The sequence below is a fragment of the Streptomyces sp. NPDC005931 genome (assembly GCF_042871235.1).
Lineage (GTDB): Bacteria > Actinomycetota > Actinomycetes > Streptomycetales > Streptomycetaceae > Streptomyces.
The window spans coordinates 189686-213652 of the sequence record NZ_JBIAIG010000002.1 but is presented as its reverse complement, the minus strand read 5'-3'; the positions used below and the strand labels follow the sequence as shown (position 1 = coordinate 213652).

The following is a 23967-nucleotide window of genomic DNA, read 5'->3' as shown; positions in this document are numbered from 1 at the left end:
TTCGTCCCGGAGGCGGGCTTGCGTCCTGCGGTCGACGGGGTCGGGTCGGGAGACTCGGTTTGCTTTTGAGGCCCCAGGGTGCGTATGGTGGCAGATCGTTTGATCCTATTTGCCCGGCGCCATCGCAGAGCGCGCCGTGTGGCGCGTACTCTCCCTTGCCGTGGTGGACCGCATCGAGGCGGTCGTATTGCGAATCGCGAATCACGGAGTTGACGGGCGCGTGCCGACTCGAGACTCCGGAAGGTTTCGCATTCGCATGTCCATCACCAGTACTGATCACGTCGTCGTGCCCGAGAACACCGAGGACACCGACACCACCCCCGAGGTCACCTTCGCCGACCTCGGGCTGCCCGAGGGTGTCGTGCGCAAGCTGGCGCAGAACGGTGTGACCACCCCCTTCCCGATCCAGGCCGCGACCATCCCGGACGCCCTGGTCGGCAAGGACATCCTGGGCCGGGGTCGCACCGGCTCCGGCAAGACCCTCTCCTTCGGTCTGCCGACCCTGGCCACGCTGGCCGGGGGCCGCACCGACAAGCACAAGCCGCGGGCCGTCATCCTCACGCCGACGCGTGAGCTGGCCATGCAGGTCGCCGACGCGCTCCAGCCGTACGGCGACGTCCTGGGCCTGAAGATGAAGGTCGTCTGCGGCGGTACCTCCATGGGCAACCAGATCTACGCCCTGGAGCGGGGCGTCGACATCCTCGTCGCCACGCCGGGCCGTCTGCGCGACATCATCAACCGCGGCGCGTGCTCCCTGGAGAACGTGCAGATCGCGGTCCTCGACGAGGCCGACCAGATGTCCGACCTGGGCTTCCTGCCCGAGGTCACCGAGCTGCTCGACCAGGTCCCGGCGGGCGGTCAGCGCATGCTGTTCTCCGCGACGATGGAGAACGAGATCAAGACCCTCGTCGACCGGTACCTCGACGACCCGGTCAGCCACGAGGTCGACGCGGCGCAGGGCGCGGTGACGACCATGTCGCACCACATCCTCGTCGTGAAGCCCAAGGACAAGGCCCCGGTCACCGCCGCCATCGCCTCCCGCAAGGGCCGCACGATCATCTTCGTCCGCACCCAGCTGGGCGCCGACCGCGTCGCCGAGCAGCTGCGTGACGCCGGGGTGAAGGCCGACGCGCTGCACGGCGGGATGACGCAGGGCGCCCGCACCCGGACGCTGGCCGACTTCAAGGACGGGTACGTCAATGTCCTCGTCGCCACCGACGTCGCCGCGCGCGGCATCCACGTCGACGGCATCGACCTGGTCCTGAACGTGGACCCGGCCGGCGACCACAAGGACTACCTGCACCGCGCCGGTCGTACCGCGCGTGCCGGTCGTACGGGCACCGTCGTCTCCCTGTCCCTGCCGCACCAGCGGCGCCAGATCTTCCGCCTGATGGAGGATGCGGGTGTCGACGCCACGCGCCACATCATCCAGGGCGGCGCCGCCTTCGAGCCGGAGGTCGCCGAGATCACGGGCGCCCGGTCGATGACCGAGGTGCAGGCCGAGTCAGCGGGCAATGCCGCGCAGCAGGCCGAGCGCGAGGTCGCCCAGCTCACCAAGGAGCTGGAGCGCGCCCAGCGCCGCGCGGCCGAGCTGCGGGAGGAGGCCGACCGGCTGCTCGCCCGGGTCGCGCGCGAGCGCGGTGAGGACCCCGAGGCGGTGCTCGCGGAGGCGGCGGAGACCGTCGAGGCGCCGGTCGACGCGCCGGCCGAGGCCGAGGTGTCGCTGCCGGGTCAGCCGACGGCGCGGGACGTTGAGCGGTCCGAGCGGTTCGAGCGCCCGGAGCGCACGGAGGCTTCGGCGCCGTACGAGCGGCGCGAGCGCCGTGACGACCGGGGTGACCGTGGCGGCTTCCGCCGTGACGACCGGGGGGAGCGCGGTGGTCGTTCCTTCGAGCGCCGTGACGACCGTGGCGGGTTCAACCGCGACCGTGACCGTGGCGAGCGCGGCGGGTTCCGCCGTGACGACCGGGGTGAGCGCCGTGACGACCGCGGCGGGCGTTCCTTCGACCGCGACCGCGGCTTCGAACGCCGTGACGACCGTGGCGGGTTCCGCCGTGACGACCGCGGCGGCCGTTCCTTCGAGCGCCGTGACGACCGTGGCGAGCGCGGCGGGTTCCGCCGTGACGACCGGGGTGAGCGCCGTGACGACCGCGGCGGGCGTTCCTTCGACCGCGACCGCGGCTTCGAACGCCGTGACGACCGTGGCGGGTTCAACCGCGACCGCGACCGCGGCGAGCGCGGCGGCTTCCGCCGGGACGAGCGCGGTGGCCACCGGGGCAGCGACCGCCCCTTCAACCGTGACCGCCAGGGCGACCGCCCCGGTTTCCGTACCGGCGCCCACGACCGCCCGTACGGTCGTCGTGACGACCACCGCGGCGGTGGCTCGTTCGGCCGCCGCGAGGACAAGCCGCGCTGGAAGCGCAACGGCTGAGGTCTCCTGACCGACCCGACCGGAAGGGCCCGCACGACACCCGTCGCGCGGGCCCTTCCGCGTGCGGTCCGGGACACGTCGGGGGCCGCCTCTGCCGATACCCGATCGGAGACAGGGCCACGTCCGGCTATGCTCGTGGAGGCAACATCGCCAGGGGCCCTTAGCTCAATTGGCAGAGCAGTGGACTTTTAATCCATTGGTTGTGGGTTCGAGTCCCACAGGGCCTACCGGTGGCGGGTGGGGCTTCGGCCTGCGATCCGCCGAGCAGCGCCTGACGCGACCTCGGTCGGGTCGGGCGCTGCGTCGTTTTCCGGGTCGGCCGATCGCCGCTCACGTCCTGGTGGGTTCGTCAGGCGGCTGCGGCGTCCCACCCGTCGTGAGGCGGTGGTAGGCCGCGCGGGCGTGGGCCAGCCGGGAGAGGGTCGTGCCGAGGAGAGTCGCACCGAGCAGGCAGGCGAGCCAGAAGGTGTCCCGGGGGGCGGCCCAGCTCAGGACGCCCGCGGGCGGGATGGCGAAGCCGTTGAGGAACAGCCAGCACAGGACGGCCGTGCCGGGGGCCGCGGCGAACCGGGAGCGCACGCCCAGCAGGGCCGCCAGCAGGGACAGGGCGGTCAGGGCGAGGCCCGGCCGGTCCGTGCCGACGAGCGCGTTCAGAAGCGCCACCAGCGCCAGCGCGCCGCCGAAGGCGCCGGACCACACCAGCGGGGTGGTGAGAGGCTGGGGGACCGGCCTCGATCCGGTGCCCAGGGTCACCCACTCGATCATGCGCACGCTCCCTTCCGTCCAGAGCGGATTTTTCCACTGCCGTCGGCATGGCATCGCGGGCCGCTCCGGTGCGTGGTGCGCGGGCCGCCTCGCCGGGTGCTCGCCAGGGTGGCAGCAAGGGGGATGCGCAGGAACGGTCAAATGAGCCACCCGCGGTCCGGATCGGCGGAAGCGGGGAGAGGGGAGAGGGGCAGGGACCGGCCCTGTCCGTCAGGTGCGTGGTCGTCGGGGCTCGCGCGGCGCTCCCGGGGGGTCCGGGTCGCAGAGCTGGAGGGCGATTCCACTGAGGACCAGACCCGTCGCCATGAGCAGCCCGTCGGCCAGGACGACGCCCGCGATGATCAGGGCCACGCCGGTCGCCAGAGCCCACCGGGCGCCCGTGCGCCGGGACTCCCGGGGGCGGGCGGGGCGGCCGGGTGCCGGGGAGCGGGCGGAGCCGTCGTCCCGGCGCTCCGACCGGGCGGCGGGATCGACGAGTCGCTCGTCGTCGGACTGGGGCACGGCTCCTCCTTCCCGGCCGGTGACGGGCCGGTGACACCCTCGCGCGCACCGGGCCCGCAACTCCTGGGATAACGGGGCGGGTTCGGCCGGTCGAGTACGGCCGACGGATCCGGGCACTCAAACTCGGGTGCGTACCAAGGAGCTTGCCCGGGCAGAGGTGCCGCCACCCGTACCGGGTGCCCGCTACCGGGCAGGCGCCGCGGCGGTGCGTCCACCGGGGACGTGGGTGCGCGTTCAGCGTCGTCCACGTCCTGTCCGCGCCATCGGGGCCGGCCCCCATTCGTCCCTGGTTCCGGTCCCTACGGGACGTCGTCGCGTCCGGTCCCAGCGACGGCGGGATGGGGGCCTGGACGGATGGCATACGGGTTGCGCGGCGTCCGGGCCGGGACACGACGGCCCGCCCGAGCACTCCCGGTCGGTGGGCCGTCACCGGCTCCGCCGCACCGGGAGCCGACCGTCGCGCGTCTTCTTCGTCTTCCTCACCTTGGTCTTCACCTCCGTTTTCATCACCGGTGAGCCGGGCCGAAGGGCGGACGAGCCGACGGGCGAAGCCGCCGAAGGGCGGACGAGCCGACGGGCCGGTGAACGGCGCACGTCCCGCGGCAGCTCGCGACGGTCGATCCATCCCGCCCCGCCGGGCCCGGCCGTGACGCAGACTTGAACCGCGTGGCCCCCGGGCCCCGTTCTCGTCCGCCGTCCCGCTTGGAGTGCGTCGATGCCCCGTCCGTACGTCCTGCTGTCCGCCGCCGTCTCCCTGGACGGGTATCTGGACGACACCGGCCCCGAGCGGCTGCTGCTCTCCAGCGCGGCCGACTTCGACCGGGTCGACGAGGTGCGGGCGTCCGTCGACGCGATCCTGGTCGGCGCCGGCACCATCCGCGCCGACAACCCCCGGCTTCTGGTCAACTCGCCCGAGCGACGGGCCGCCCGGGTGGCCGAGGGACGGGCCGAGTACCCGCTCAAGGTCACCGTCAGCGGGTCCGGCGCACTCGACCCGGCGGCCGTGTTCTGGCACACGGGCGGCGAGAAGGTGCTTTACACGACCGACAAGGGAGCCGACCGCGCCCGCGCGCTCGGTCTCGGCGCCGGCATCGTCCCGCTCGGCCCCGAGCTCGACTGGCGGCGGCTCCTCGCGCACCTGCACGACGAGCGGGGCGTCCGGCGACTCATGGTCGAGGGCGGCGGGGTCATCCACACCCAGCTGCTCACCCAGGGCCTCGCCGACGAACTCCAGCTGGTCCTCGCCCCGCTCTTCGTCGGCGACCCGGACGCCCCCCGCCTCTTCGGCCCCGGCAGCTACCAGGGCGGCCGGCTGCGGCTGCTGGAGACCCGTCAGATCGGCGACGTCGTCCTGATGCGGTACCGGCCCACCGCGCCCGGCACCGGCGCAGCCGCCTCGGCCGCGGACCACCACTGGTTGGCCCTCGCCTGCGAGCTGGCGGCCGAGTGCCCGCCCTCGCGGACGGCGTTCAGCGTCGGGGCGGTGGTGGTCGCGGCCGACGGCACGGAGCTGGCCCGCGGGTACTCCCGCGAGGGCGGGGACGCCGTGGCGCACGCCGAGGAGGCCGCGCTCGCCAAGGTCGACCCCACGGACCCCCGGCTCGCCACCGCCACGGTGTACAGCAGCCTGGAGCCCTGCGCACGCCGCGCGTCCCGGCCCGCGCCGTGCGCCCGGCTGATCCTGGAGGCCGGAGTGCGACGGGTGGTGACCGCCTGGCGCGAGCCGGACACGTTCGTGGCCGGTGCCGACGGGACCGGGGTGCTGGTCGGTGGGGGTGCGACCGTTGTGCTCCTGCCCGAGTACGAAGAGCGGGCCAAGGCGCCGAACAGGCATCTGGTGGGGCCGTGATCAACGGGTGTGCCGGGGGTGCCGTGGATGGCGTACACTGGTGTTCACCGACGCGGGGTGGAGCAGCTCGGTAGCTCGCTGGGCTCATAACCCAGAGGTCGCAGGTTCAAATCCTGTCCCCGCTACTGAAGGCCGAGGGCCGGAATCCGAAAGGGTTCCGGCCCTCGGTGCGTCTGTCCTCCGTGTCTCAGCTCACCACGCGTGTCTTTGTCTCAGCTCACCACGCGTGTCCTGCCCACCACGAGAGAACCCTCGGCACCGTGGGTGCCGAGGGCTTCGTCGTGCGTGGGTGGGTTACGCCGCCGCGCAGTTCGGGCACACGCCGCGGTAGGTCACCTCGACGTCCGAGACGGCGAAGCCGAAGCGCTCCGAGTCGGGGAGGTCGGCCAGCGGGTTGCCCGTCGGGTGGACGTCGCGGATCGCGCCGCACTGGGCGCACACCAAGTGGTGGTGCGGCCGGTGGGCGTTCGGGTCGTACCGCTTGGCCCGCTTGTCGGTGGCCACCTCCAGCACCTCGCCGAGGGAGACCAGCTCGCCCAGGGTGTTGTAGACGGTCGCCCGTGAGATCTCGGGCAGCTTGGCCACTGCCCTGGCGTGCACCTCGTCGGCCGTCAGGTGGACGTGTTCGCCGTCGAGGACCTCGGCCACGACGCGGCGCTGCGCGGTCATCCGCCATCCACGTCCGCGCAGTCGTTCCAGAAGGTCGCTCATACAGACCAGCCTAACAGCAGGGGGAACCAGGTCCCGAACGGGTGTGACTTTGGATCTTCACTTGACTTAGACATTGTCCATTGTAGGATCGGGAACGGCTTTAGCCAAGGGACAGGTTTGGTCAGTAATGACGCAGGAGGCGCACGTGACGCAGGGACCGCTCACTACGGAGGCCGGTGCTCCGGTAGCGGACAACCAGAACAGCGAGACCGCGGGCGTCGGCGGCCCCGTGCTCGTTCAGGATCAGCTCCTTCTCGAGAAGCTGGCCCACTTCAACCGTGAGCGCATCCCGGAGCGCGTGGTGCACGCCCGCGGTGCCGGCGCCTACGGCACCTTCACGGTCACCGCCGACGTGACGCCGTACACGCGTGCCGCGTTCCTCTCCGAGGTGGGCAAGCAGACCGAGGTCTTCCTGCGCTTCTCGACCGTGGCCGGGAACCTGGGGGCCGCGGACGCCGTGCGCGACCCGCGCGGTTTCGCGGTGAAGTTCTACACCGAGGAGGGCAACTACGACCTCGTCGGCAACAACACCCCGGTGTTCTTCATCCGGGACGCCATCAAGTTCCCCGATTTCATCCACACCCAGAAGCGCGACCCGTACACCGGCTCGCAGGAGGCGGACAACGTCTTCGACTTCTGGGGTCTGTCGCCGGAGTCCACGCACCAGGTGACATGGCTGTTCGGCGACCGGGGCATCCCGGCGTCCTACCGCCACATGGACGGCTTCGGCTCGCACACCTTCCAGTGGAACAACGAGGCCGGCGAGGCCTTCTGGGTCAAGTACCACTTCAAGACGGATCAGGGCATCAGGAACCTGACCGCCGAGGAGGCGGAGATCCTCGCGGGCAGGGACCCCGACTCCCACCAGCGGGACCTGCGCGAGGCCATCGAGCGAGGCGAGTACCCGTCCTGGACCGCCTACGTGCAGATCATGCCGGCGGCCGACGCGGCGACGTACCGCTTCAACCCGTTCGACCTGACCAAGGTCTGGCCGCACGCGGACTATCCGCTGATCGAGTTCGGCAGGTTGGAGCTCAACCGCAACCCGGAGAACATCTTCGCGGAGGTCGAGCAGTCCGTCTTCAGCCCCGCGCACTTCGTGCCGGGCATCGGTCCCTCGCCGGACAAGATGCTCCAGGGCCGCCTCTTCGCGTACGGCGACGCCCACCGCTACCGCGTCGGCATCAACGCCGACCACCTGCCGGTGAACCGTCCGCACGCCACCGAGGCGCGCACCCACTCCCGTGACGGCCACCTGTACGACGGCCGCCACAAGGGCGCGAAGAACTACGAGCCGAACAGCTTCGGCGGCCCGTTCCAGACGGACCGCCCGCTGTGGCAGCCCGTCCCGGTGGCCGGTGTCACCGGCGAGACGGTCACGTCCGTCCACGCCGAGGACAACGACTTCGTGCAGGCGGGCAACCTCTACCGGCTGATGACGGAGGACGAGCAGGAACGCCTGGTGAAGAACCTGGCCAACGCCCTCTCGGGCGTCACGCGCGACGACATCGCCGACCGCGCGATCAACAACTTCCGCCAGGCCGACGAGGACTTCGGCAAGCGGCTGGAGGTCGCGGTCCAGGCCCTGCGCGGCTGATTCCGGCGCTGGACCGCTTGCCGCAGCGGGCGGGCCGGGCTCCGACACGGGAGCCCGGCCCGTTTCGCGTGTACCGGTCAGGCCGGGGCCGGCTGTGCGGCAGCCTGCCGTACGGGCGCCCAGCAGCGGATGATGTCGCGCACCGAGACGATCCCGGCGGGCTCGCCCCGGTCGAGGACGATCAGGTGCCGGAACCCGCCGTGGGCCATGGCGCCGGCGGCCTCCTCCAGGGTCCAGGACGGCGCGGCGAAGACGACGTCGGTGGTGGTGTGGGCATGGGCGCGCTCGGAGTCGGGGTCCTGGCCCCGGCCCACGGAGTTGAGGACGTCCCGCTCGGTGAGGATGCCGATGCCGGTGCCGTCGGGGTCGAGCACCACGGCCGCGCCCACACTGCGTGCGGACATCAGGGCGGCGGCCTGGCGGAGGGTGTGGTCGGGGCCGATGGTGAGGACCACCGTGCTCATGGCGTCACGGACGAGCATGGGATGGAGCCACCTCCTACCGGAAACAGTGCGCTGCTGCGGACACGGGATCCGCTAGTTCACGGTTTCACAAATTCACAAGTGTGGGCGACTCTCAGGGTGGCAGGTAAAGCGGGGGTCAACAAGAGGGCGCGTGCGGCCGACCGGGGGCGCGCACGCGGGCCTCGTCCTGGCTCGTACCGCTGGTGTACCGCTCAGTACCGCTGGTTGAGATACCCCAGCAACTCGTCGTGCAGCAGGCCGTTCGACGCGGCGGCGTTGCCGCTGTGGGGACCGGGGCGGCCATCCAGGCCCGTGAAGGTGCCGCCGGCCTCCGTGACGACGATCGCGTTGGCCGCCATGTCCCACAGCGAGAGCTCCGGCTCCGCGCACATGTCGACCGAGCCCTCGGCGACCATCATGTACGGCCAGAAGTCACCGTACGCCCGGGTCCGCCACACCTCGCGGGTCAGGTCGAGGAAGCCGTCCAGCCGCCCCTGCTCCTCCCAGCCGCTGAGCGAGGAGTAAGCGAAGGAGGCGTCGGAGAGCTTCGAGACGCGGGACACCTGGAGTCGGGACGCCGAGGACAGGCTGCGCCCGCTGTAGGCCCCGTGCCCCTTCGCGGCCCACCAGCGGCGGCCGAGGGCGGGGGCGGAGACGACACCGACGACGGGCTGGAAGCCCCCCTCGCCGGCTTCCATCAGCGCGATGAGCGTGGCCCACACGGGCACGCCCCGCACGTAGTTCTTCGTGCCGTCGATCGGGTCGACCACCCACCGCCGGGGCCCGGTGCCCTCCACCCCGTACTCCTCGCCGAGCACCGCGTCCCTGGGCCTTGCGCGCTGGAGGTGGCCGCGGATGAGCTCCTCCGCGGCCTTGTCGGCCTCACTCACCGGCGTCATGTCCGGTTTGGTCTCCACCTTGAGGTCGAGGGCCTTGAACCGGTCCATCGTCGCGGCGTCGGCGGCGTCCGCGAGGACGTGGGCGAGACGCAGGTCATCGAGGTAGTCGGGCATGCAACGAACGGTATCCGCCGGGGTCGGTGCGGGGCCACCGGGGGACGGGGCCCCCGCGCCACCGCGACCGGGTGCGGCGGGAGGACCGGGGCGGGGAGTGGGGCACGAGTACCCATCCGCACTCCCGCACGCCCCACGCGACCCCTTGACAGTGCCCGGCACCCCGTCAAATCTGAACCGCAGAGTCGCTCGCTCATCCCCGAGGGAGGCGATGATGCCCGCAGCCCGGGAGTCTCTCCTGGACGCCGCCCACAGGGCGCTGGCGCTTCGGCCGTGGTCCGCGGTGCGGATGGTGGACGTGGCCGCGGCGGCCGGAGTGTCCCGGCAGACGCTGTACAACGAGTTCGGCAGCAAGGACGGCCTCGCCCGGGCGCTCGTCCGCAGAGAGGCCGACGGATACCTGGCCGGCGTCGACCGCGCCCTCACCGGCTCCACCGATCCCCGCGAACGGCTCACCGCGACCGCCGAGTGGACCGCCGCGACCGCCCGTGACAACGCCCTGGTCCGCGCCATGCTGACCGGATGCTGGAACGAGCGCCTGCCCGCACCGACCCTCGCGCGCGTGCCGTCCACCTCCGCCGTGCCCGCGCAGCGCCGCGCCGACGGCCCCCTGCCCTCACCCGGTGACTTCGTCGCCCTGGTCCGCGACCGCGCCGTCACCGCCCTGGCGGGCCCTGGGGTCCCCCGGGCCGACACCGCCGACCTCACCCGCTGCTGCGAACTGGTCGTCCGGCTCGCCCTGTCCTGCGTCACCGCCCCGCCCCCCGACGGCATCGCCGACCTGGTCCGCGGCGCCCTGCACCGACAGCCGGTCCCCTGAGGGCCGGGAGGACTCAGTGCGCCGAGCCGGACAGCTGCAGGCCGATCACCCCGACGATCACCAGCGTGATCGAGACGATCTTCAGGGTGGACACCAGGTCGTCGAGGAACACCATCCCGTAGATCGCCGTCCCCGCCGCCCCGATGCCGGTCCACACGGCGTACGCCGGGCCCACGTCCAGTTTCTTCAGCGACAGGGTCAGCAGCCCGAAGCTGCCGAGCGCGAACACGCAGAAGGCGATCGTCGGCCACAGCCGGGTGAAGCCGTGGGACAGCTTTAGGCTCACGGCGAAACCGGTCTCCAGCAACCCGGCCACTACGACCAGCAGCCACGCCATGTGTCGTCCTCCCGTATGCGCCAGGTGCGATTATGCACTTACCGTCCGCAGCCGACGCCAAACAACGCGAAGCCCACCGCGCTCCGGGTCAGTCCCCCTCGGCCCGCTCCCGCGTGGCCAGCAGCCGCCGCAGCGAGTACAGCCGCGCCGGATCCGCGTGGCCGTCCGCCACCCATGCGTCCAGCGCGCAGTCCGGCTCGTCGTGACTGCACGCGCGGGGACAGCCCTCGGTCCCCGGCTGCAGGTCGGGAAACGCGTGGATGACCCGGGACGGATCGATGTGCGCCAGCCCGAACGACCGCACGCCCGGCGTGTCCACGACCCAGCCCCGCGCCCCGGCCAGCGGCAGCGCCAGCGCCGACGTCGTGGTGTGCCGCCCCCGGCCGGTCACCGCGTTGACGTGACCGGTCGTACGCCGCCGCTCCTGCGGCACCAGCGCGTTGACCAGCGTGGTCTTGCCGACTCCGGAGTGCCCCACGAACGCCGTGATCCGGTCGTCCAGATGCTCGCGCACCCGGTCCGCCGCCCCGCCGCCGTCCAGTTCGTCCCGGCTGGTGACCACGTACGGGATGTCCAGGTCGCCGTAGAGCTCCAGGAGTTTGTCCGGCGGCGCGAGGTCCGACTTGGTCAGCACGAGGAGTGGCGTCAGCCCGCCGTCGTACGCCGCGACCAGGCAGCGGTCGATGAGGCGCGGGCGGGGTTCTGGATCGGCGAGGGCGGTGACGATGGCCAGCTGGTCCGCGTTGGCGACGACGACCCGCTCGTAGGGGTCGTCGTCGTCCGCGGTGCGGCGCAGCACCGAGGTCCGCTCGCCGATGCGCACGATCCGCGCGAGCGTGTCCTTCCGGCCGGACAGATCGCCCACGAGCGCCACCCGGTCACCGACCACCGCTGCCTTGCGCCCCAGCTCGCGCGCCTTCATCGCCATCACCACCCGGTCCTCCACCAGGCAGGTCAACCGGCCGCGGTCGACGGTGAGGACCATCCCCTCGGCGGCGTCCTCGTGCTTGGGCCGGATGTGTGTGCGCGGCCGGTTGCCCTTGCGGTTGGGGCGCGAACGGATGTCGTCCTCGTCGGTGTGCTTGCCGTAGCGGCGCATGGTGAACCCCTACGCCCCGAGCATCCCGGTCCACAGGTCGGGGAAGTCCGGCAGGGTCTTCGCCGTGGTCGCCACGTTCTCGATCTGCACGCCCTCGACCGCCAGGCCGATGATCGCGCCGGCGGTGGCCATGCGGTGGTCCTCGTAGGTGTGGAAGATCCCGCCGTGCAGCCGGCGCGGGCGGATGTGCAGACCGTCGGCGGTCTCGGTGACGTCGCCGCCGAGCTCGTTGATCTCCTTGGTCAGCGCGGCCAGGCGGTCCGTCTCGTGCAGCCGGAGGTGGGCCACGCCCCGCAGCGTCGACGGCGAGTCCGCGAGGGCGGCGACCGCGGCGATGCCGGGGGTCAGCTCGCCGACCTCGCCCAGGTCGACATCGATGCCGTGGACGGACCCGGAGCCGGTGAACACCAGGCCGTAGTCGGTCAGTTCGCAGGAGCCACCCATCTCGGTGAAGATCTCCCGCAGCCGGTCACCGGGCTGGGTGGTGCGCTCCGGCCAGTCCGGGACGACGACCCGGCCGCCGGTCACCAGCGCCGCCGCGAGGAAGGGCTGCGCGTTCGACAGGTCCGGCTCGACGACCAGGTCCCGGCCCAACAGGGCACCCGGGGTGACCCGCCAGACATTGGGCTCGCCGCCCGACTCGGGCGTGTCGACCTGGGCGCCGACCGAGCGCAGCATGTCGACCGTCATGCGGATGTGCGGCATCGACGGCAGGACCGCGCCGGTGTGCCGCACCTCCACGCCCTGGTTGAAGCGGGGCGCGGACAGCAGCAGGGCGCTGACGAACTGCGAGGACGACGACGCGTCGACCGACACGGTGCCGCCGTCCAGGGCCCCGCTTCCGTGCACGGTCATCGGCAGCGCGCCGCGGCCGTCGTCGTCGATCCGGGCGCCGAGCACCCGCAGTGCGTCGATCACGCCATTCAGGGGGCGTTCGTAGGAGCGGGGATCGCCGTCGAAGCGGACGGGCCCGTCGGCGAGCGCGGCGACCGGGGGGAGGAACCGCATCACGGTGCCGGCGTTGCCCACGTCGACGGTGGCCGGGCCGCGCAGATCGGTGGGCAGCACCCGCCAGGCCTCGCCGGTGCCGTCGGGGCCGACGCCCTCCTCGATCTCGACGCCCATGGCACGCAGCGCGCCCGCCATCAGCAGCGTGTCGCGGGAGCGCAGCGGCCGGCGCAGCCAGCCCGGCTCGGAGGCGAGGGCGGCGAGCACCAGGGCACGGTTGGTGACCGACTTGGACCCGGGCACGTGGACCGTCGCGTCGACGGCTCCGCTCGCGTGCGGGGCGGGCCAGAGGGCGGTGTGGGCATCGTTCGGGGCCATGGGGCCCACTTTAGTGGGCGGCGGTCGCGCGGGTACGGCGCCGTCGTCCGGCCGCCGGGGCGTTGTGGCTGGTGGCGCCCACGGGGTGGAGCCGCCGACGCGCCCGCCACTCGGGTTGACCGCTCACCACCCGAGCAGCCAGCGGCCCCCGCCCAGCAGCGAGCACAGCGACACCGCGTGGAACAGGAAGAACCACAGGCCCGCCGGCACGTGCGTCAGCCGGGACAGCTGGTCGGCGTCCGAGTCGCCCGCCCCGCCCCGGGCCCGCTTGGCCTGGAGCTCGAAGGCCGGGCGCACCCCGCCCAGCAGCAGGAACCACACCACCGCGTAGGCGAACGCCGCCTGCACCTGGGGTCCGGTCAGCCAGGACACCAGCACGAAGACGCCCCCGGTGACCAGCACGCTCAGCGCCCCGTAGGCGTTGCGGATCATCACCAGCATGGCGACCAGCAGCGCCGTCGCCAGCCACAGCAGCAGCGTGATGCGCCCGGCGCCCAGCAGCGCCGCGCCCCCCAAACCGAGGAGCGGGGGAGCGGTGTAGCCGGCGGCCGCGGTGAGGATCATGCCGATGCCGTGCGGCTTGCCCCGGCTGACGGTCAGGCCGCTGGTGTCCGAGTGCAGGCGTATCCCCGTCAGGGTGCGGCCGGTGAGCAGCGCCACGAGCCCGTGACCGCCCTCGTGGGCGATGGTGATGGCGTTGCGGGAAAGCCGCCACGGCCGGTGCGGGACCACGACGGCGAGCGCGGCGGCCAGCGTGGCGGCCACCACCCACGTGTCCGGGTCGGGCTGGGTGCCGGAGACCTCGTCCCAGAGGGAGGCGAGCGCGGCGGATGCGGTGCTGACCATGCGTTCCATGTGTTCCCGATTGCTCCCTGCGCGCGTGCGGAGTCTGGCAGTGTTGCACGTATGTGCGGACGGTATGCAGCGAGTCGCAGGCCCGAGGACCTGGCAGGCATCTTCGAGATCGAGAAGTGGGAGCCGGAGGAGACCCTGGAGCCCGACTACAACGTGGCTCCCACCAAGGAGGTCTACGCCGTTCTCGACCGCCCCCTGAAGGAGGCGGCGGACCCGGGCCCGGTCCGGCAGCTGCGCAGGCTGAAGTGGGGTCTGGTGCCCTCCTGGTCCAAGACGCCCGAAGGCGGCGCGCGGATGATCAACGCCCGGGCGGAGACGGTCCACGAGAAGCCGTCCTACCGCCGCGCCTTCGCCGCCCGGCGCTGCATCCTGCCCGCCGACGGCTACTTCGAGTGGGTCACCGGCACGCAGGAGCGGGAGCTGGAGGTCGAGGGCAGGAAGAAGCGGCCCCGCAAGCAGCCGTACTTCGTGACGCCCGCGGACGGCACGGTGTTCGCCATGGCCGGGCTGTACGAGTTCTGGCGGGACCGGACGCTGCCCGACGACCACCCGCAGGCCTGGTGGGCGACCTGCTCCGTGATCACGACCGAGGCGGAGACCAGCCCGCTCGCGGTGGCCCCGGCCGACGGCCCGCGCCGCCTCGCCGACATCCACCCCCGGATGCCGCTGATGCTGACGCCGGACCGCTGGGACGCCTGGCTGGACCCCGCCCGCACCGACGTCGAGGACCTGCGGGCGCTCCTCGCCCCGCCGCCCGGGGGCCTGATGCGCGCCTACCCGGTCAGCACAGCGGTCAGCAACGTCCGCAACAACGGCCCGGAGCTGCTCAAGGAGCTGGACGGGCCGGAAGAGGGCACACTCTTCTGACGTGACGACCCAGTCCGATGTGACCACCGAGACGATCGGTACCGATGCGGGGGACGCCCGCATCAGCTGGCACCCGGCGAGGAGGGCCCGGCTGGTGCTGGCCGCGAGCCACGGCGCCGGCGGCGGCATCGAGGCCCGGGACCTCAGGGCCCTGGCCGAGGAGCTGCCCGCCCACGGCATCACCGTGGCCCTCGTCGAGCAGCCCTGGCGGGTGGCCGGCAAGAAGGTCGCTCCCGCGCCGAAGACCCTCGACACCGGCTGGCGGGGCGTCTGGCCCGCGCTGACCGCGCCGGGCCTGCCGGTGATCTCCGGCGGGCGCAGCGCCGGTGCCCGCGTCGCCTGCCGCACCGCCCGTGAGCTGGGCGCCCGCGCCGTCCTCGCCCTGAGCTTCCCGCTGCACCCGCCCGGCAGACCCGAGAGGTCCCGCGCCGACGAACTGCTCGGCGCCGGGGTGCCCGCCCTCGTCGTCCAGGGCGGCAACGACCCGTTCGGCAGGCCGGAGGAGTTCCCCGAGGGGGCCTACGAACTGGTCGAGGTTCCCCACGGCGATCACGGCCTCACCGTGCCGAAGCGGGCCGGCATCACACAGGAGGAGGCGCTGGGGATCGTCACGGACGCGGTGACGCGGTGGGCCGGCTCCCTCGGGTGAGGTGCCGGGAATGCCCGGCCGGCCCCCACTGTTTGAACCGGACGTACGTGCCGGTCAGCGGCACCGCCGTCGTAGGAGAGGAAGTCCCCCCGCATGGGTTCCACTTTCTGCCCGACCCGCAGCAGCAGCCGTCCCGACCTGGAGTGGACCGTGCTGCACGCGGCGAAGACCGCCCCTGTTCGGGCGGCGGGCGGACCGGATCGTCGTCTATTCTCCGATTCGGACGAGACCGGACACGGTCGCCCGACGACACTGGAGGAGGTGGGTCCGGTCACCGGTACCGACGCAGGGACCGAGCACGGCCAGGAGCAGCCCGAGGGCCGGGGCGGCGCGGGCGCGGAGTCGACCGCGGAGCGCAGCGCGCGCTTCGAGCGGGACGCGCTCGAGTTCCTCGACCAGATGTACTCGGCCGCGCTGCGCATGACGCGCAACCCGGCCGACGCCGAGGACCTCGTGCAGGAGACCTACGCCAAGGCGTACGCGTCCTTCCACCAGTTCCGCGAGGGCACCAACCTGAAGGCGTGGCTGTACCGGATCCTCACCAACACCTTCATCAACTCCTACCGCAAGAAGCAGCGCGAACCCCAGCGCAGTGCGGCCGAGGAGATCGAGGACTGGCAGCTCGCGCGTGCCGAGTCGCACATGTCGACGGGGCTGCGCTCGGCCGAGTCGCAGGCACTGGACCACCTGCCCGACTCGGACGTGAAGGAAGCGCTCCAGGCGATTCCCGAGGAGTTCCGCATCGCGGTGTATCTCGCGGACGTCGAGGGCTTTGCCTACAAGGAGATCGCCGACATCATGGGGACGCCCATCGGTACGGTGATGTCCCGGCTGCACCGGGGCCGCCGTCAACTGCGCGGCATGCTCGAGGACTACGCCCGCGAACGCGGTCTGGTCCCGGCCGGCGCCGGAGAGTCGAACGAAGCGAAAGGCTCGGGGTCATGAGCTGCGGAGAGCCGCACGAGACGGATTGCAGCGAAATCCTCGATCATCTCTACGAGTTCCTCGACCGTGAGATGCCGGACTCGGACTGCGTGAAGTTCGAGCACCACTTCGAGGAGTGCTCGCCGTGCCTGGAGAAGTACGGCCTGGAGCAGGCCGTGAAGAAGCTGGTCAAGCGGTGCTGCGGGCACGACGACGTGCCGGGTGACCTGCGTTCGAAGGTGATGGGCCGGATCGATCTGATCCGCTCCGGACAGGCCGTCCCCGATCAGGACGTCACGGCCGCACCCGCACCCGCACCCCGGATCAGCCCGCAGGAGTCCTGACGCTTCTGCGCCCGGCCGTCCCCCGTAAGGGGACCGTCGTCACTCGTACGTGCTAATCCGCGGGTTATCGGCCCGCGGAGGCACCCCTCACCGTCCTAGGCTCCGGAACCTGACAGGCGGCAGGTCGAGCGCGGCACGCACGGTCGGGGAGGGGCTCATGGAGGCGTTACCGGCACGGGCCCGCGTACATCTCGGCGGTGTCTCCCTGGCCGCGCTGCTCTGTCTGCTGCCGCTGCCACCGGCCCGCGTCCCCTGGTGGGCGGTCGCCCTGCTCGCCGCCCTCTACGCCGGTTGCGAGCGCCTCGCCCGTTCCCGCCTCGTCGGCGCCCCCAGTCCTGGCGGAACGTTCTACCCCGTGCTGCTCGCCGGGGCCTTCCTGCTGCCGCCGCCCGCCGCGGCGCTGGTCGCGCTGCCCGGGGCGCTGCTGCTGCCGGTCGAGCAGCGGCCGTTCGCCGCGCGCCGGATCTGGCGGGCCGGCAGGCTGGTCCTCGCCGTGTGGGCCGCGAGCCGGGCGCACGAGGCGGTCGGCGGGCGGGAGTCGGTCGCGGCCTGCGACATGCCGGGCGCCCTCGCGACGGCCGGGGCCGCGGTGCTGGTGTTCTGCCTGGTGCTCACCCTGCTGGACGGCGCGGCGCTGACCGCGGGAGCGCCGCTCGGCCGGCGGGGCCGGGTGCCGGCCCCGCCGGCCCGGACCCGGTTGTTCCTGCGCTCGCTCGCGCCGATCACGGTGCACGGGCTCGCCGGGCTGATGATGGCCCTGCTGTGGCGGAGTCCCTACGGGCCCCCGGCCGCGCTGCTCGTGCTGCTGCCGATGTGCGTCTCGTGGTGGGCGTTCGCGCAGTATCACCGGGAACGGGCCGCCCACCAGGCGACGATCCGTGCCCTGGTGCAGGCCGTGGACATCAAGGACGGGTACACGCGCGGCCACAGCGAGCGCGTCGGACAGGCGTCCATGATGATCGCGCGCGAGCTGGGCATGGACGACGAGCGGGTCGAGGTGCTGCGCTTCGCCGGCATCCTGCACGACGTCGGCAAGCTCGGCGTGCCCACCCGGCTGCTCACCAAGAACGGGCCGCTGACCCCCGAGGAGCGCCGGATCATCGAACTGCACCCCGAGTACGGACACGAGATGGTCCGCGGGATCTCCTTCCTCGGCGAGGCCCGCGCGGCGGTGCTGCACCACCACGAGCGGCTGGACGGCACCGGCTACCCCTACGGACTGGCGGGCAGTCAGATCCCCGAGTCGGCGCGGGTGGTGGCGGTCGCCGACGCCTTCGACGCCATGACCTCCACCCGGTCCTACAGCCGGGCCCGGCCCGTGCCCGCCGCCCTGGAGGAGCTCCAGCGGTGCGCGGGGGACCACTTCGATCCGCGGATGGTCGCGGCCCTGGTGCGGGTGATCGACCGGACCGGCTGGCATCCCGCGGTCACCGCGGACGACGTCCGCTCCGCCTCCCCCGTGCCCGCCCCCGCCGCACCGGTCACCGACCGGCCGGGGGCGCGCCGATGAGCCGCCGGCTCCACACCCTCGTCCACCTCTGCGCGGCCCTCCTCGCCGCCTGCTGCCTCGGCGCGACCCTGTGGAGCGGTGTCGCCGAACGCGGCCTCGCCCTGGCCTTCGGCGTCCTCGTCGCCGTCGGCGAGCTCACCCGCCGCAGCGGCACGGGCATCCGGGAGGCCGCGCCGCTGGCCGCCGCCGGGTCGCTGTCCTACGCGTTGCTCGGCGAGGCCGCCGGGCAGCCCACCCACCACGGAGCCGCTCAGGTCGTCACCGTGGTGCTCGCCGCCTCCCTCCTCGGCAGCGTGCCGCACGTGGGCCGGGGGCACGGCCCCACCCTGGACCACCTGGCGCGCCGCGTGCTCACCGCGGGGTTCGTCGCCGCGTGCTTCCAGCCCCTGTACAACCGGGGCGCCTTCGAGGACTGGGGCGGTCCCGCCCACGCGCTGCTGCTGCTCGCGCTGCTGTCCCTGACCACGCTGTGCGACGCGGTGCTCGCCGCCGCGCTGGCCCACTCCCGCACCGGGTGGCCCTTCGGTCCGGTGCTGCGCGACGAACTGCGGGCCGTACCCGGCATCGGGGCCACCGTCATCGCCACCGGGGCGGTGATGGCCCTCGCGGTGGCCGTGGTCGGGCTGTGGGCGCTGCCGGTCTTCTCGGTGCCGCTGCTGCTCGCACAGTTGTCCTACCGGCGGTACGCCGCCGTCCGGGCCACCTACCGGCAGACCATCGCCTCCCTCGCCCGGGCCACCGAGATCGCCGGCTGCACCCCTGCCGGGCACGCCCACCGGGTCGCCGCGCTCAGCCAGGCGGTCGGCCGGGACCTGGGGATGACCGAACCCGAGCTGACCGTGCTGGAGTACGCCGCCCTGATGCACGACATCGGTCAGCTCAGCCTCGTCGACCCGGTGCCCGCGGGCGCCACCGCCGCCCTGCCGGTCACGGAGCAGCGGCGGATCGCCCTGCTCGGCGGCGCCGTCGTCCGCCAGACCGGGGTGGACCCACGGGTGGCCGGGATCGTGGAGCGGCAGGCCGACCCGCACCGGGAGCAGCCGCTCGCCGCGCGGATCGTCCGGGTGGTGAACGCTTACGAGGAGAAGTCACGGGAAGGAGGGCCCGGCGGGCCGCTGACGGCGCTCGAGGAACTGCGCCTGGGCGGCGCCGGGGAGTACGCCCCGGAGGTCGTCGAGGCACTGGCCCGGGTGCTGTCCCGGAACACGGAGGTGGGACGTGAGAACGGGACCGGACGTGGTGAGGGCCGCGGGCGGGACGGTCTGACACCGGGCGAGGATGGGTAACCCATGGGTAATGAGCGACGTTCCGGCCGCACGTGGTTGGATGCGAGGGAGAAGGTGTCCGGGGGCTCGAACACAGGCACGGCCAGCCCACCGCACGGAACTGGCAGGCGGGAATCGTGAGGATCTTCGGCAAGGGACGGCACCGGCCCTCCGCCTCCTGGCGGCAGGCCACGGACCGCGCGTTCACACTCATCGGCGACGGCCGGTACGAGGACGCGGGCGCGCTGCTGACACGGGCCGCCGACCTGGAGCCCTGGCTCTCGGAGTCCTGGTTCAACCTCGCGCTGCTGCACAAGTTCCGGCACGACTGGGAGCAGGCGCGGGCCGCGGGCCTGAGGGCCGTGGCCCTGCTCGACCGGGACGCCGGGGCGCCCGACTGGTGGAACGTCGGCATCGCCGCCACCGCGCTCCAGGACTGGCCGCTGGCCCGGCGGGCCTGGCAGGCCTACGGGCTGAGGGTCCCCGGGGCGGCCACGGACTCCGGTGAGCCGCTGGGCATGGACCTGGGCAGTGCCGCCGTACGGCTCTCCCCGGAGGGGGAGGCCGAGGTCGTGTGGGGGCGGCGCCTCGACCCCGCCCGGATCGAGGTGCTGTCCATCCCGCTGCCGTCCTCGGGGCGCCGCTGGGGCGAGGTCGTCCTGCACGACGGCGTGCCGCACGGCGAGCGCAGCACGGCCGCCGGGCACACCTACCCGGTGTTCGACGAGATCGAGTTGTGGGCACCCTCGCCCGTGCCGACCTGGGTGGTGCTGCTGGAGGCCGCGACCGAGGCCGACCGGGACGCGCTGGAGCAGCTCGCCTCCGACGCCGGTTTCGCGGCCGAGGACTGGTCGTCGTCCGTGCGGCTGCTGTGCCGGATGTGCTCGGAGTCCCGGATGCCGTCGGACGAGGGCGACGGCGAGCATCTCGACCCGCACGACCACAGCGAGCCGGGTCATCCCGGCCCGCTCGGGCACCGCACCGACGGGCAGCTGTGGGTGCCGGAGCGCGAGTGCGGCATCGCCGCGCCCGCCTCGCTGGTCCGGGGCTTGCTGGACGGGTGGGTCGCGGACAGTCCGGACTCGCGGGACTGGCGGGATCTGGAAGAGGTCTGCTGAGGCGTTGTGACACGTCGCCCGGGCGCGGCGCCAGGTCCCCGTACCCTGTATCAGCATCACACCCCCATGTTTTCCAGGAAGGCACACGTCGGTCATGGCTCAGCAGGACACCGATCAGCAGAACGCGGGCGTGCTCCCCGTCGACGACGAGGGGTTCGTCGTCGACACGGAGAACTGCGAGGAGCGCGAGGCCGCCTGGCGGGAGCGCGGGACCTCGCGGCCCATCACCGTGGTCGGCAACCCGGTGCTGCACAAGGAGTGCAGGGACGTCACCGACTTCGGCGAGGAACTCCAGCAGCTGGTCGCGGACATGTTCGCCAGCCAGCGCACCGCCGAGGGCGTGGGCCTGGCCGCCAACCAGATCGGCGTCGACCTGAAGGTCTTCGTCTACGACTGCCCGGACGACGAGGGTGTGCGGCACGTCGGCGTGGTCTGCAACCCCCGGCTGGTCGAGCTGCCCGCCGACCGGCGCCGGCTGGACGACAGCAACGAGGGCTGCCTGTCGGTGCCCACCGCCTACGCGCCGCTCGCCCGGCCCGACTACGCAGAGGTGACCGGACAGGACGAGAAGGGCAACCCGATCAAGGTACGCGGCACCGGCTACTTTGCGCGGTGTTTGCAGCACGAGACGGACCACCTCTACGGCTACCTCTACATCGACCGGCTCTCCAAGCGTGAGCGCAAGGACGCGCTGCGGCAGATGGCCGAGAACGAGCCGCGCTACCCCGTGGTCGCCAACGACTGAGCGACCCGTACGCCCCCGCTTCCCCGGGGGCCCCGCACCTCTCCCTGCGCACGGCGCCCGAGCGGCTTCCCCACCCGCCAACGGGCGCCGTTCGTGTGTCCGTCACGTGTTCGAACCCTGTACAGCCGGTCCTGATCCCCTACCGGGTACGCAAGGAGGTTCTCGGCATCTTGGGGTAGTGAATGGAGCAAATCCGTTCCCAGACCGGTCAGTTGTGGTGCTGAATGGATGTGCGGGGAAGCAACGGCGTACGCCCGGCACTTGGGGCGGGCGCACGCCGACCGGCGGCTGAGAGGGGATTGTTCGTGCATGCTTTGACACACGGCACCACATCGGCACCGACCAGCGTCACCGTTCCACCGTCGCTGTCCCTTCCACTGATCGAGGCGGCGTTTCCTCGGCAACTCCATCCCTATTGGCCGAGGTTGCAGGAGAAGACGAGAACCTGGCTGCTCGAAAAACGGCTCATGCCCGCCGACAAGGTGGCGGAACACGCCGACGGCCTCTGCTACACCGACCTCATGGCGGGCTACTACACCGGCGCCGCCGACGAGGTCCTCCAGGCGATAGCGGACTACAGCGCGTGGTTCTTCGTCTGGGACGACCGGCACGACCGGGACATCGTGCACCGTCGGCCCGCCGCCTGGCGACGGCTCAAGGACCGGCTGCACACCGCCCTCGACCGCCCCGCGGACCACCTGAGCCACGAGGATCCCCTGGTGGCCGGGCTCGCGGACAGCGTGCGACGGCTCTACTCGTTCCTGCCCGGCACCTGGAACGCCCGGTTCTCCCGGCACTTCCACGCGGTGATCGAGGCCTACGACCGGGAGTTCCGCAACCGCACGGAGGGGATCGTCCCGACCGTCGAGGACTATCTGGAATTGCGCCGGCTCACCTTCGCCCACTGGATATGGACCGACCTCCTGGAGCCCAGCGCGGGCCTGGAGCTCCCCGATCCGGTGAGGAAACATCCTGCCTACCGGAAGGCGGCACTGCTCAGCCAGGAATTCGCCGCCTGGTACAACGACCTGTGCTCACTCCCGAAGGAAATAGCCGGAAGCGAGGTGCACAATCTCGGCATCAGTCTCATCACCCACGAGGACCTGACGCTCGAAGAGGCGGTCCTGGAAGTGCGGCACCGTGTCGAGGAATGCGTCACGGAATTCCTCGCGATCGAAAAGGAAGTCCTACGGCTCGCCGACGGCCTCGACGACGGCACGGTGCGGGGAAAGGAACTGGGAGCCGCCGTCATGGCCTGCCTCGGCAATATGCGCAATTGGTTCAGTTCCGTCTACTGGTTCCACCACGAGTCCGGCCGGTACAGGGTCGACAGCTGGGACGACCGCTCCACGCCCCCGTACGTCAGCAACGAAGCGGCAGGTGAGAAATGACCGTCGAGTCGGTGAAACCGGAAGCGTCCGAGGTCTCCGAGCTGCGCGAGCCGCCCGTGGCGGGCGGCGGGGTCCCCGGTCTCGGCCACGGCTGGAAGCTGGTCCGCGACCCGCTCGCCTTCATGGCCCGGCTGCGCGACCACGGCGACGTGGTGCGTCTGAAGCTCGGCCCCAAGACGGTGTACGCCGTCACCACGCCCGCCCTGACCGGGGCGCTGGCCCTCAGCCCCGACTACATCATCTCCGGGCCGCTGTGGGAGTCCCTGGAGGGACTGCTCGGAAGACAGGGCGTGGCCACCGCGAACGGGGCGCCGCACCGGCGGCAGCGGCGCACCATCCAGCCCGCCTTCCGGCTCGACGCCATCCCCGCCTACGGGCCGATCATGGAGGAGGAGGCACACGCCCTGACCGAGCGCTGGGCGTCGGGCGAAACCATCGACTGCACCTCCGAGTCCTTCCGCGTCGCCGTGCGGGTGGCGGCCCGCTGTCTGCTCCGCGGGAGGTTCATGGACGAGCGGGCGGAAAGGCTGTGCGGGGCACTGGCCACCGTCTTCCGCGGTATGTACCAACGGATGGTGGTGCCGCTAGGACCGCTGTACAAACTGCCGCTGCCGGCCAACCGGGAATTCAACCGCGCGCTGGCCGATTTGCATCTGCTCGTCGACGAGATCGTCGCGGAGCGCCGTGCATCCGGTCAAAAGCCGGACGATTTGCTGACGGCATTGCTGGAGGCGAAGGACGACAATGGCGACCCCATCGGGGAACAGGAGATACACGACCAGGTCGTCGCCATACTCACCCCGGGAAGCGAGACGATCGCGTCCACGATCATGTGGCTGCTTCAGGTGCTCTCCGTGCATCCGGAACACGGCGACAAGGTGCGGGACGAGGTCATGTCCGTCACCGGCGGGCGTCCTGTGGCATTCGAGGACGTCCACAGGCTCCCGCACACCAACAATGTCGTCGTCGAGGCGTTGCGTTTGCGCCCCGCCGTCTGGATTCTGACCCGCCGGGCGGTGACCGACACGGAACTCGGCGGCTATCGCATTCCGGCCGGGGCGGACATCGTCTACAGCCCGTACGCGATCCAGCGCGACCCGAGATCGTACGAGCGGCACCTCGAGTTCGACCCCGACCGGTGGCTGCCCGAACGCTCGAAGGACATTCCCAAGTACGCCATGCGCCCCTTCAGCCTGGGCAACCGCAAATGCCCCAGCGACCACTTCTCCATGGCCATGCTGACGCTGATCACGGCGGCGATGGCCACCCGGTTCCGCTTCGAGCAGGTGCCCGGCTCCGACGACGCCACGCGCGTGGGCATCACCCTGCGCCCGAACCGGCTGGTGCTGCGGCCCGTCCCGCGGTGAGCGGTGCCCGCCGGCGGGC

At 72.1% G+C, this 23967-nt stretch carries 23 protein-coding genes and 2 tRNA genes; 16 read left to right on the top strand and 9 right to left on the bottom strand.

Annotation, left to right across the window (positions count from 1 at the left end; translation table 11 throughout):
- Positions 1 to 256 precede the first annotated feature (256 nt).
- Together ACFYOV_RS04890 and ACFYOV_RS04885 are read left to right on the top strand one after the other, a co-directional pair.
- The gene (locus ACFYOV_RS04890; protein ID WP_389082896.1) at positions 257 to 2431 is read left to right on the top strand and encodes a DEAD/DEAH box helicase; all 2175 of its coding nucleotides are present in this window, start codon (positions 257 to 259) and stop codon (positions 2429 to 2431) included.
- Positions 2432 to 2585: 154 nt separating this feature from the next.
- Positions 2586 to 2658: transfer RNA gene (locus ACFYOV_RS04885), tRNA-Lys, on the top strand.
- A gap of 103 nt (positions 2659 to 2761) precedes the next feature.
- Here ACFYOV_RS04885 and ACFYOV_RS04880 read toward each other — a convergent pair.
- Both ACFYOV_RS04880 and ACFYOV_RS04875 read right to left on the bottom strand, forming a co-directional pair.
- Positions 2762 to 3196, bottom strand: a complete 435-nt coding sequence (locus ACFYOV_RS04880) for a hypothetical protein (protein WP_389082893.1) — start codon at positions 3194 to 3196, stop codon at positions 2762 to 2764.
- A 210-nt stretch (positions 3197 to 3406) separates the two neighbouring features.
- The gene (locus ACFYOV_RS04875) at positions 3407 to 3697 is read right to left on the bottom strand and encodes a hypothetical protein (protein WP_389082891.1); all 291 of its coding nucleotides are present in this window, start codon (positions 3695 to 3697) and stop codon (positions 3407 to 3409) included.
- 715 nt (positions 3698 to 4412) lie between these two features.
- On the opposite strand from ACFYOV_RS04875, the gene ACFYOV_RS04870 reads away from it, so the two are divergent.
- A complete protein-coding gene (locus ACFYOV_RS04870; protein ID WP_389082889.1) occupies positions 4413 to 5546 on the top strand; it encodes a dihydrofolate reductase family protein in 1134 nt (377 codons plus the stop codon).
- A gap of 51 nt (positions 5547 to 5597) precedes the next feature.
- A tRNA-Met gene (locus ACFYOV_RS04865) sits at positions 5598 to 5671 on the top strand.
- A gap of 169 nt (positions 5672 to 5840) precedes the next feature.
- On the opposite strand, the gene ACFYOV_RS04860 is transcribed toward ACFYOV_RS04865, so the two are convergent.
- A complete protein-coding gene (locus tag ACFYOV_RS04860) occupies positions 5841 to 6257 on the bottom strand; it encodes a Fur family transcriptional regulator (protein WP_389082888.1) in 417 nt (138 codons plus the stop codon).
- 145 nt (positions 6258 to 6402) lie between these two features.
- Here ACFYOV_RS04860 and ACFYOV_RS04855 point away from each other — a divergent pair, with 145 nt between their 5' ends.
- Positions 6403 to 7854 carry a catalase gene (locus tag ACFYOV_RS04855; RefSeq protein ID WP_389082885.1) on the top strand — a complete coding sequence of 484 codons (1452 nt, stop codon included), beginning with the start codon at positions 6403 to 6405 and terminating at the stop codon, positions 7852 to 7854.
- Between the two features lie 77 nt (positions 7855 to 7931).
- Here ACFYOV_RS04855 and ACFYOV_RS04850 read toward each other — a convergent pair whose 3' ends face one another.
- Both ACFYOV_RS04850 and hisN read right to left on the bottom strand, forming a co-directional pair.
- Entirely contained in the window at positions 7932 to 8336 is a 405-nt protein-coding gene (locus ACFYOV_RS04850) for a cyclic nucleotide-binding/CBS domain-containing protein (RefSeq protein WP_389082882.1), read from the bottom strand.
- A 194-nt stretch (positions 8337 to 8530) separates the two neighbouring features.
- Positions 8531 to 9331, bottom strand: a complete 801-nt coding sequence (hisN, locus tag ACFYOV_RS04845; RefSeq protein ID WP_389082880.1) for a histidinol-phosphatase — start codon at positions 9329 to 9331, stop codon at positions 8531 to 8533.
- 211 nt (positions 9332 to 9542) lie between these two features.
- On the opposite strand from hisN, the gene ACFYOV_RS04840 reads away from it, so the two are divergent.
- Positions 9543 to 10151 carry a TetR/AcrR family transcriptional regulator gene (locus ACFYOV_RS04840; protein WP_389082878.1) on the top strand — a complete coding sequence of 203 codons (609 nt, stop codon included), beginning with the start codon at positions 9543 to 9545 and terminating at the stop codon, positions 10149 to 10151.
- 13 nt (positions 10152 to 10164) lie between these two features.
- Here ACFYOV_RS04840 and ACFYOV_RS04835 read toward each other — a convergent pair whose 3' ends face one another.
- From ACFYOV_RS04835 to ACFYOV_RS04820, 4 genes are all read right to left on the bottom strand, one after another.
- Positions 10165 to 10488 carry a DMT family transporter gene (locus tag ACFYOV_RS04835; RefSeq protein ID WP_389082876.1) on the bottom strand — a complete coding sequence of 108 codons (324 nt, stop codon included), beginning with the start codon at positions 10486 to 10488 and terminating at the stop codon, positions 10165 to 10167.
- An 88-nt stretch (positions 10489 to 10576) separates the two neighbouring features.
- Positions 10577 to 11587, bottom strand: a complete 1011-nt coding sequence (gene rsgA / locus ACFYOV_RS04830) for a ribosome small subunit-dependent GTPase A (RefSeq protein ID WP_389082873.1) — start codon at positions 11585 to 11587, stop codon at positions 10577 to 10579.
- A 9-nt stretch (positions 11588 to 11596) separates the two neighbouring features.
- Positions 11597 to 12913 (bottom strand): 3-phosphoshikimate 1-carboxyvinyltransferase, encoded by a 1317-nt coding sequence (gene aroA / locus ACFYOV_RS04825; protein ID WP_389082871.1) that lies wholly within the window; start codon positions 12911 to 12913, stop codon positions 11597 to 11599.
- A gap of 123 nt (positions 12914 to 13036) precedes the next feature.
- A complete protein-coding gene (locus ACFYOV_RS04820) occupies positions 13037 to 13759 on the bottom strand; it encodes a M50 family metallopeptidase (protein ID WP_389082869.1) in 723 nt (240 codons plus the stop codon).
- Between the two features lie 60 nt (positions 13760 to 13819).
- On the opposite strand from ACFYOV_RS04820, the gene ACFYOV_RS04815 reads away from it, so the two are divergent.
- From ACFYOV_RS04815 to ACFYOV_RS04770, 10 genes are all read left to right on the top strand, one after another.
- Positions 13820 to 14635: an SOS response-associated peptidase gene (locus ACFYOV_RS04815; RefSeq protein WP_389082867.1), complete on the top strand. Its 816-nt coding sequence runs from the start codon at positions 13820 to 13822 to the stop codon at positions 14633 to 14635.
- A gap of 1 nt (position 14636) precedes the next feature.
- Positions 14637 to 15284: an alpha/beta family hydrolase gene (locus ACFYOV_RS04810; protein WP_389082865.1), complete on the top strand. Its 648-nt coding sequence runs from the start codon at positions 14637 to 14639 to the stop codon at positions 15282 to 15284.
- 261 nt (positions 15285 to 15545) lie between these two features.
- Positions 15546 to 16229, top strand: coding sequence for an RNA polymerase sigma factor SigR (gene sigR, locus ACFYOV_RS04805; RefSeq protein ID WP_389084046.1), 684 nt, complete (start codon positions 15546 to 15548; stop codon positions 16227 to 16229).
- Complete coding sequence (gene rsrA, locus ACFYOV_RS04800; protein ID WP_389082863.1) at positions 16226 to 16552, top strand: mycothiol system anti-sigma-R factor; 327 nt, start codon at positions 16226 to 16228, stop codon at positions 16550 to 16552. Before sigR ends, rsrA begins: the two co-directional genes overlap by 4 nt.
- A 157-nt stretch (positions 16553 to 16709) precedes the next feature.
- Positions 16710 to 18062: an HD-GYP domain-containing protein gene (locus tag ACFYOV_RS04795; protein ID WP_389082860.1), complete on the top strand. Its 1353-nt coding sequence runs from the start codon at positions 16710 to 16712 to the stop codon at positions 18060 to 18062.
- A complete protein-coding gene (locus ACFYOV_RS04790) occupies positions 18059 to 19348 on the top strand; it encodes an HD-GYP domain-containing protein (protein WP_389082858.1) in 1290 nt (429 codons plus the stop codon). Before ACFYOV_RS04795 ends, ACFYOV_RS04790 begins: the two co-directional genes overlap by 4 nt.
- Before the next feature lie 116 nt (positions 19349 to 19464).
- Positions 19465 to 20445, top strand: coding sequence for a tetratricopeptide repeat protein (locus tag ACFYOV_RS04785; protein ID WP_389082856.1), 981 nt, complete (start codon positions 19465 to 19467; stop codon positions 20443 to 20445).
- 94 nt (positions 20446 to 20539) lie between these two features.
- Positions 20540 to 21190 (top strand): peptide deformylase, encoded by a 651-nt coding sequence (gene def, locus ACFYOV_RS04780; RefSeq protein ID WP_389082854.1) that lies wholly within the window; start codon positions 20540 to 20542, stop codon positions 21188 to 21190.
- Between the two features lie 305 nt (positions 21191 to 21495).
- A complete protein-coding gene (gene cyc1 / locus ACFYOV_RS04775) occupies positions 21496 to 22581 on the top strand; it encodes an epi-isozizaene synthase (protein ID WP_389082851.1) in 1086 nt (361 codons plus the stop codon).
- Positions 22578 to 23948 (top strand): cytochrome P450, encoded by a 1371-nt coding sequence (locus ACFYOV_RS04770; RefSeq protein WP_389082848.1) that lies wholly within the window; start codon positions 22578 to 22580, stop codon positions 23946 to 23948. Before cyc1 ends, ACFYOV_RS04770 begins: the two co-directional genes overlap by 4 nt.
- Positions 23949 to 23967: the final 19 nt, after the last annotated feature.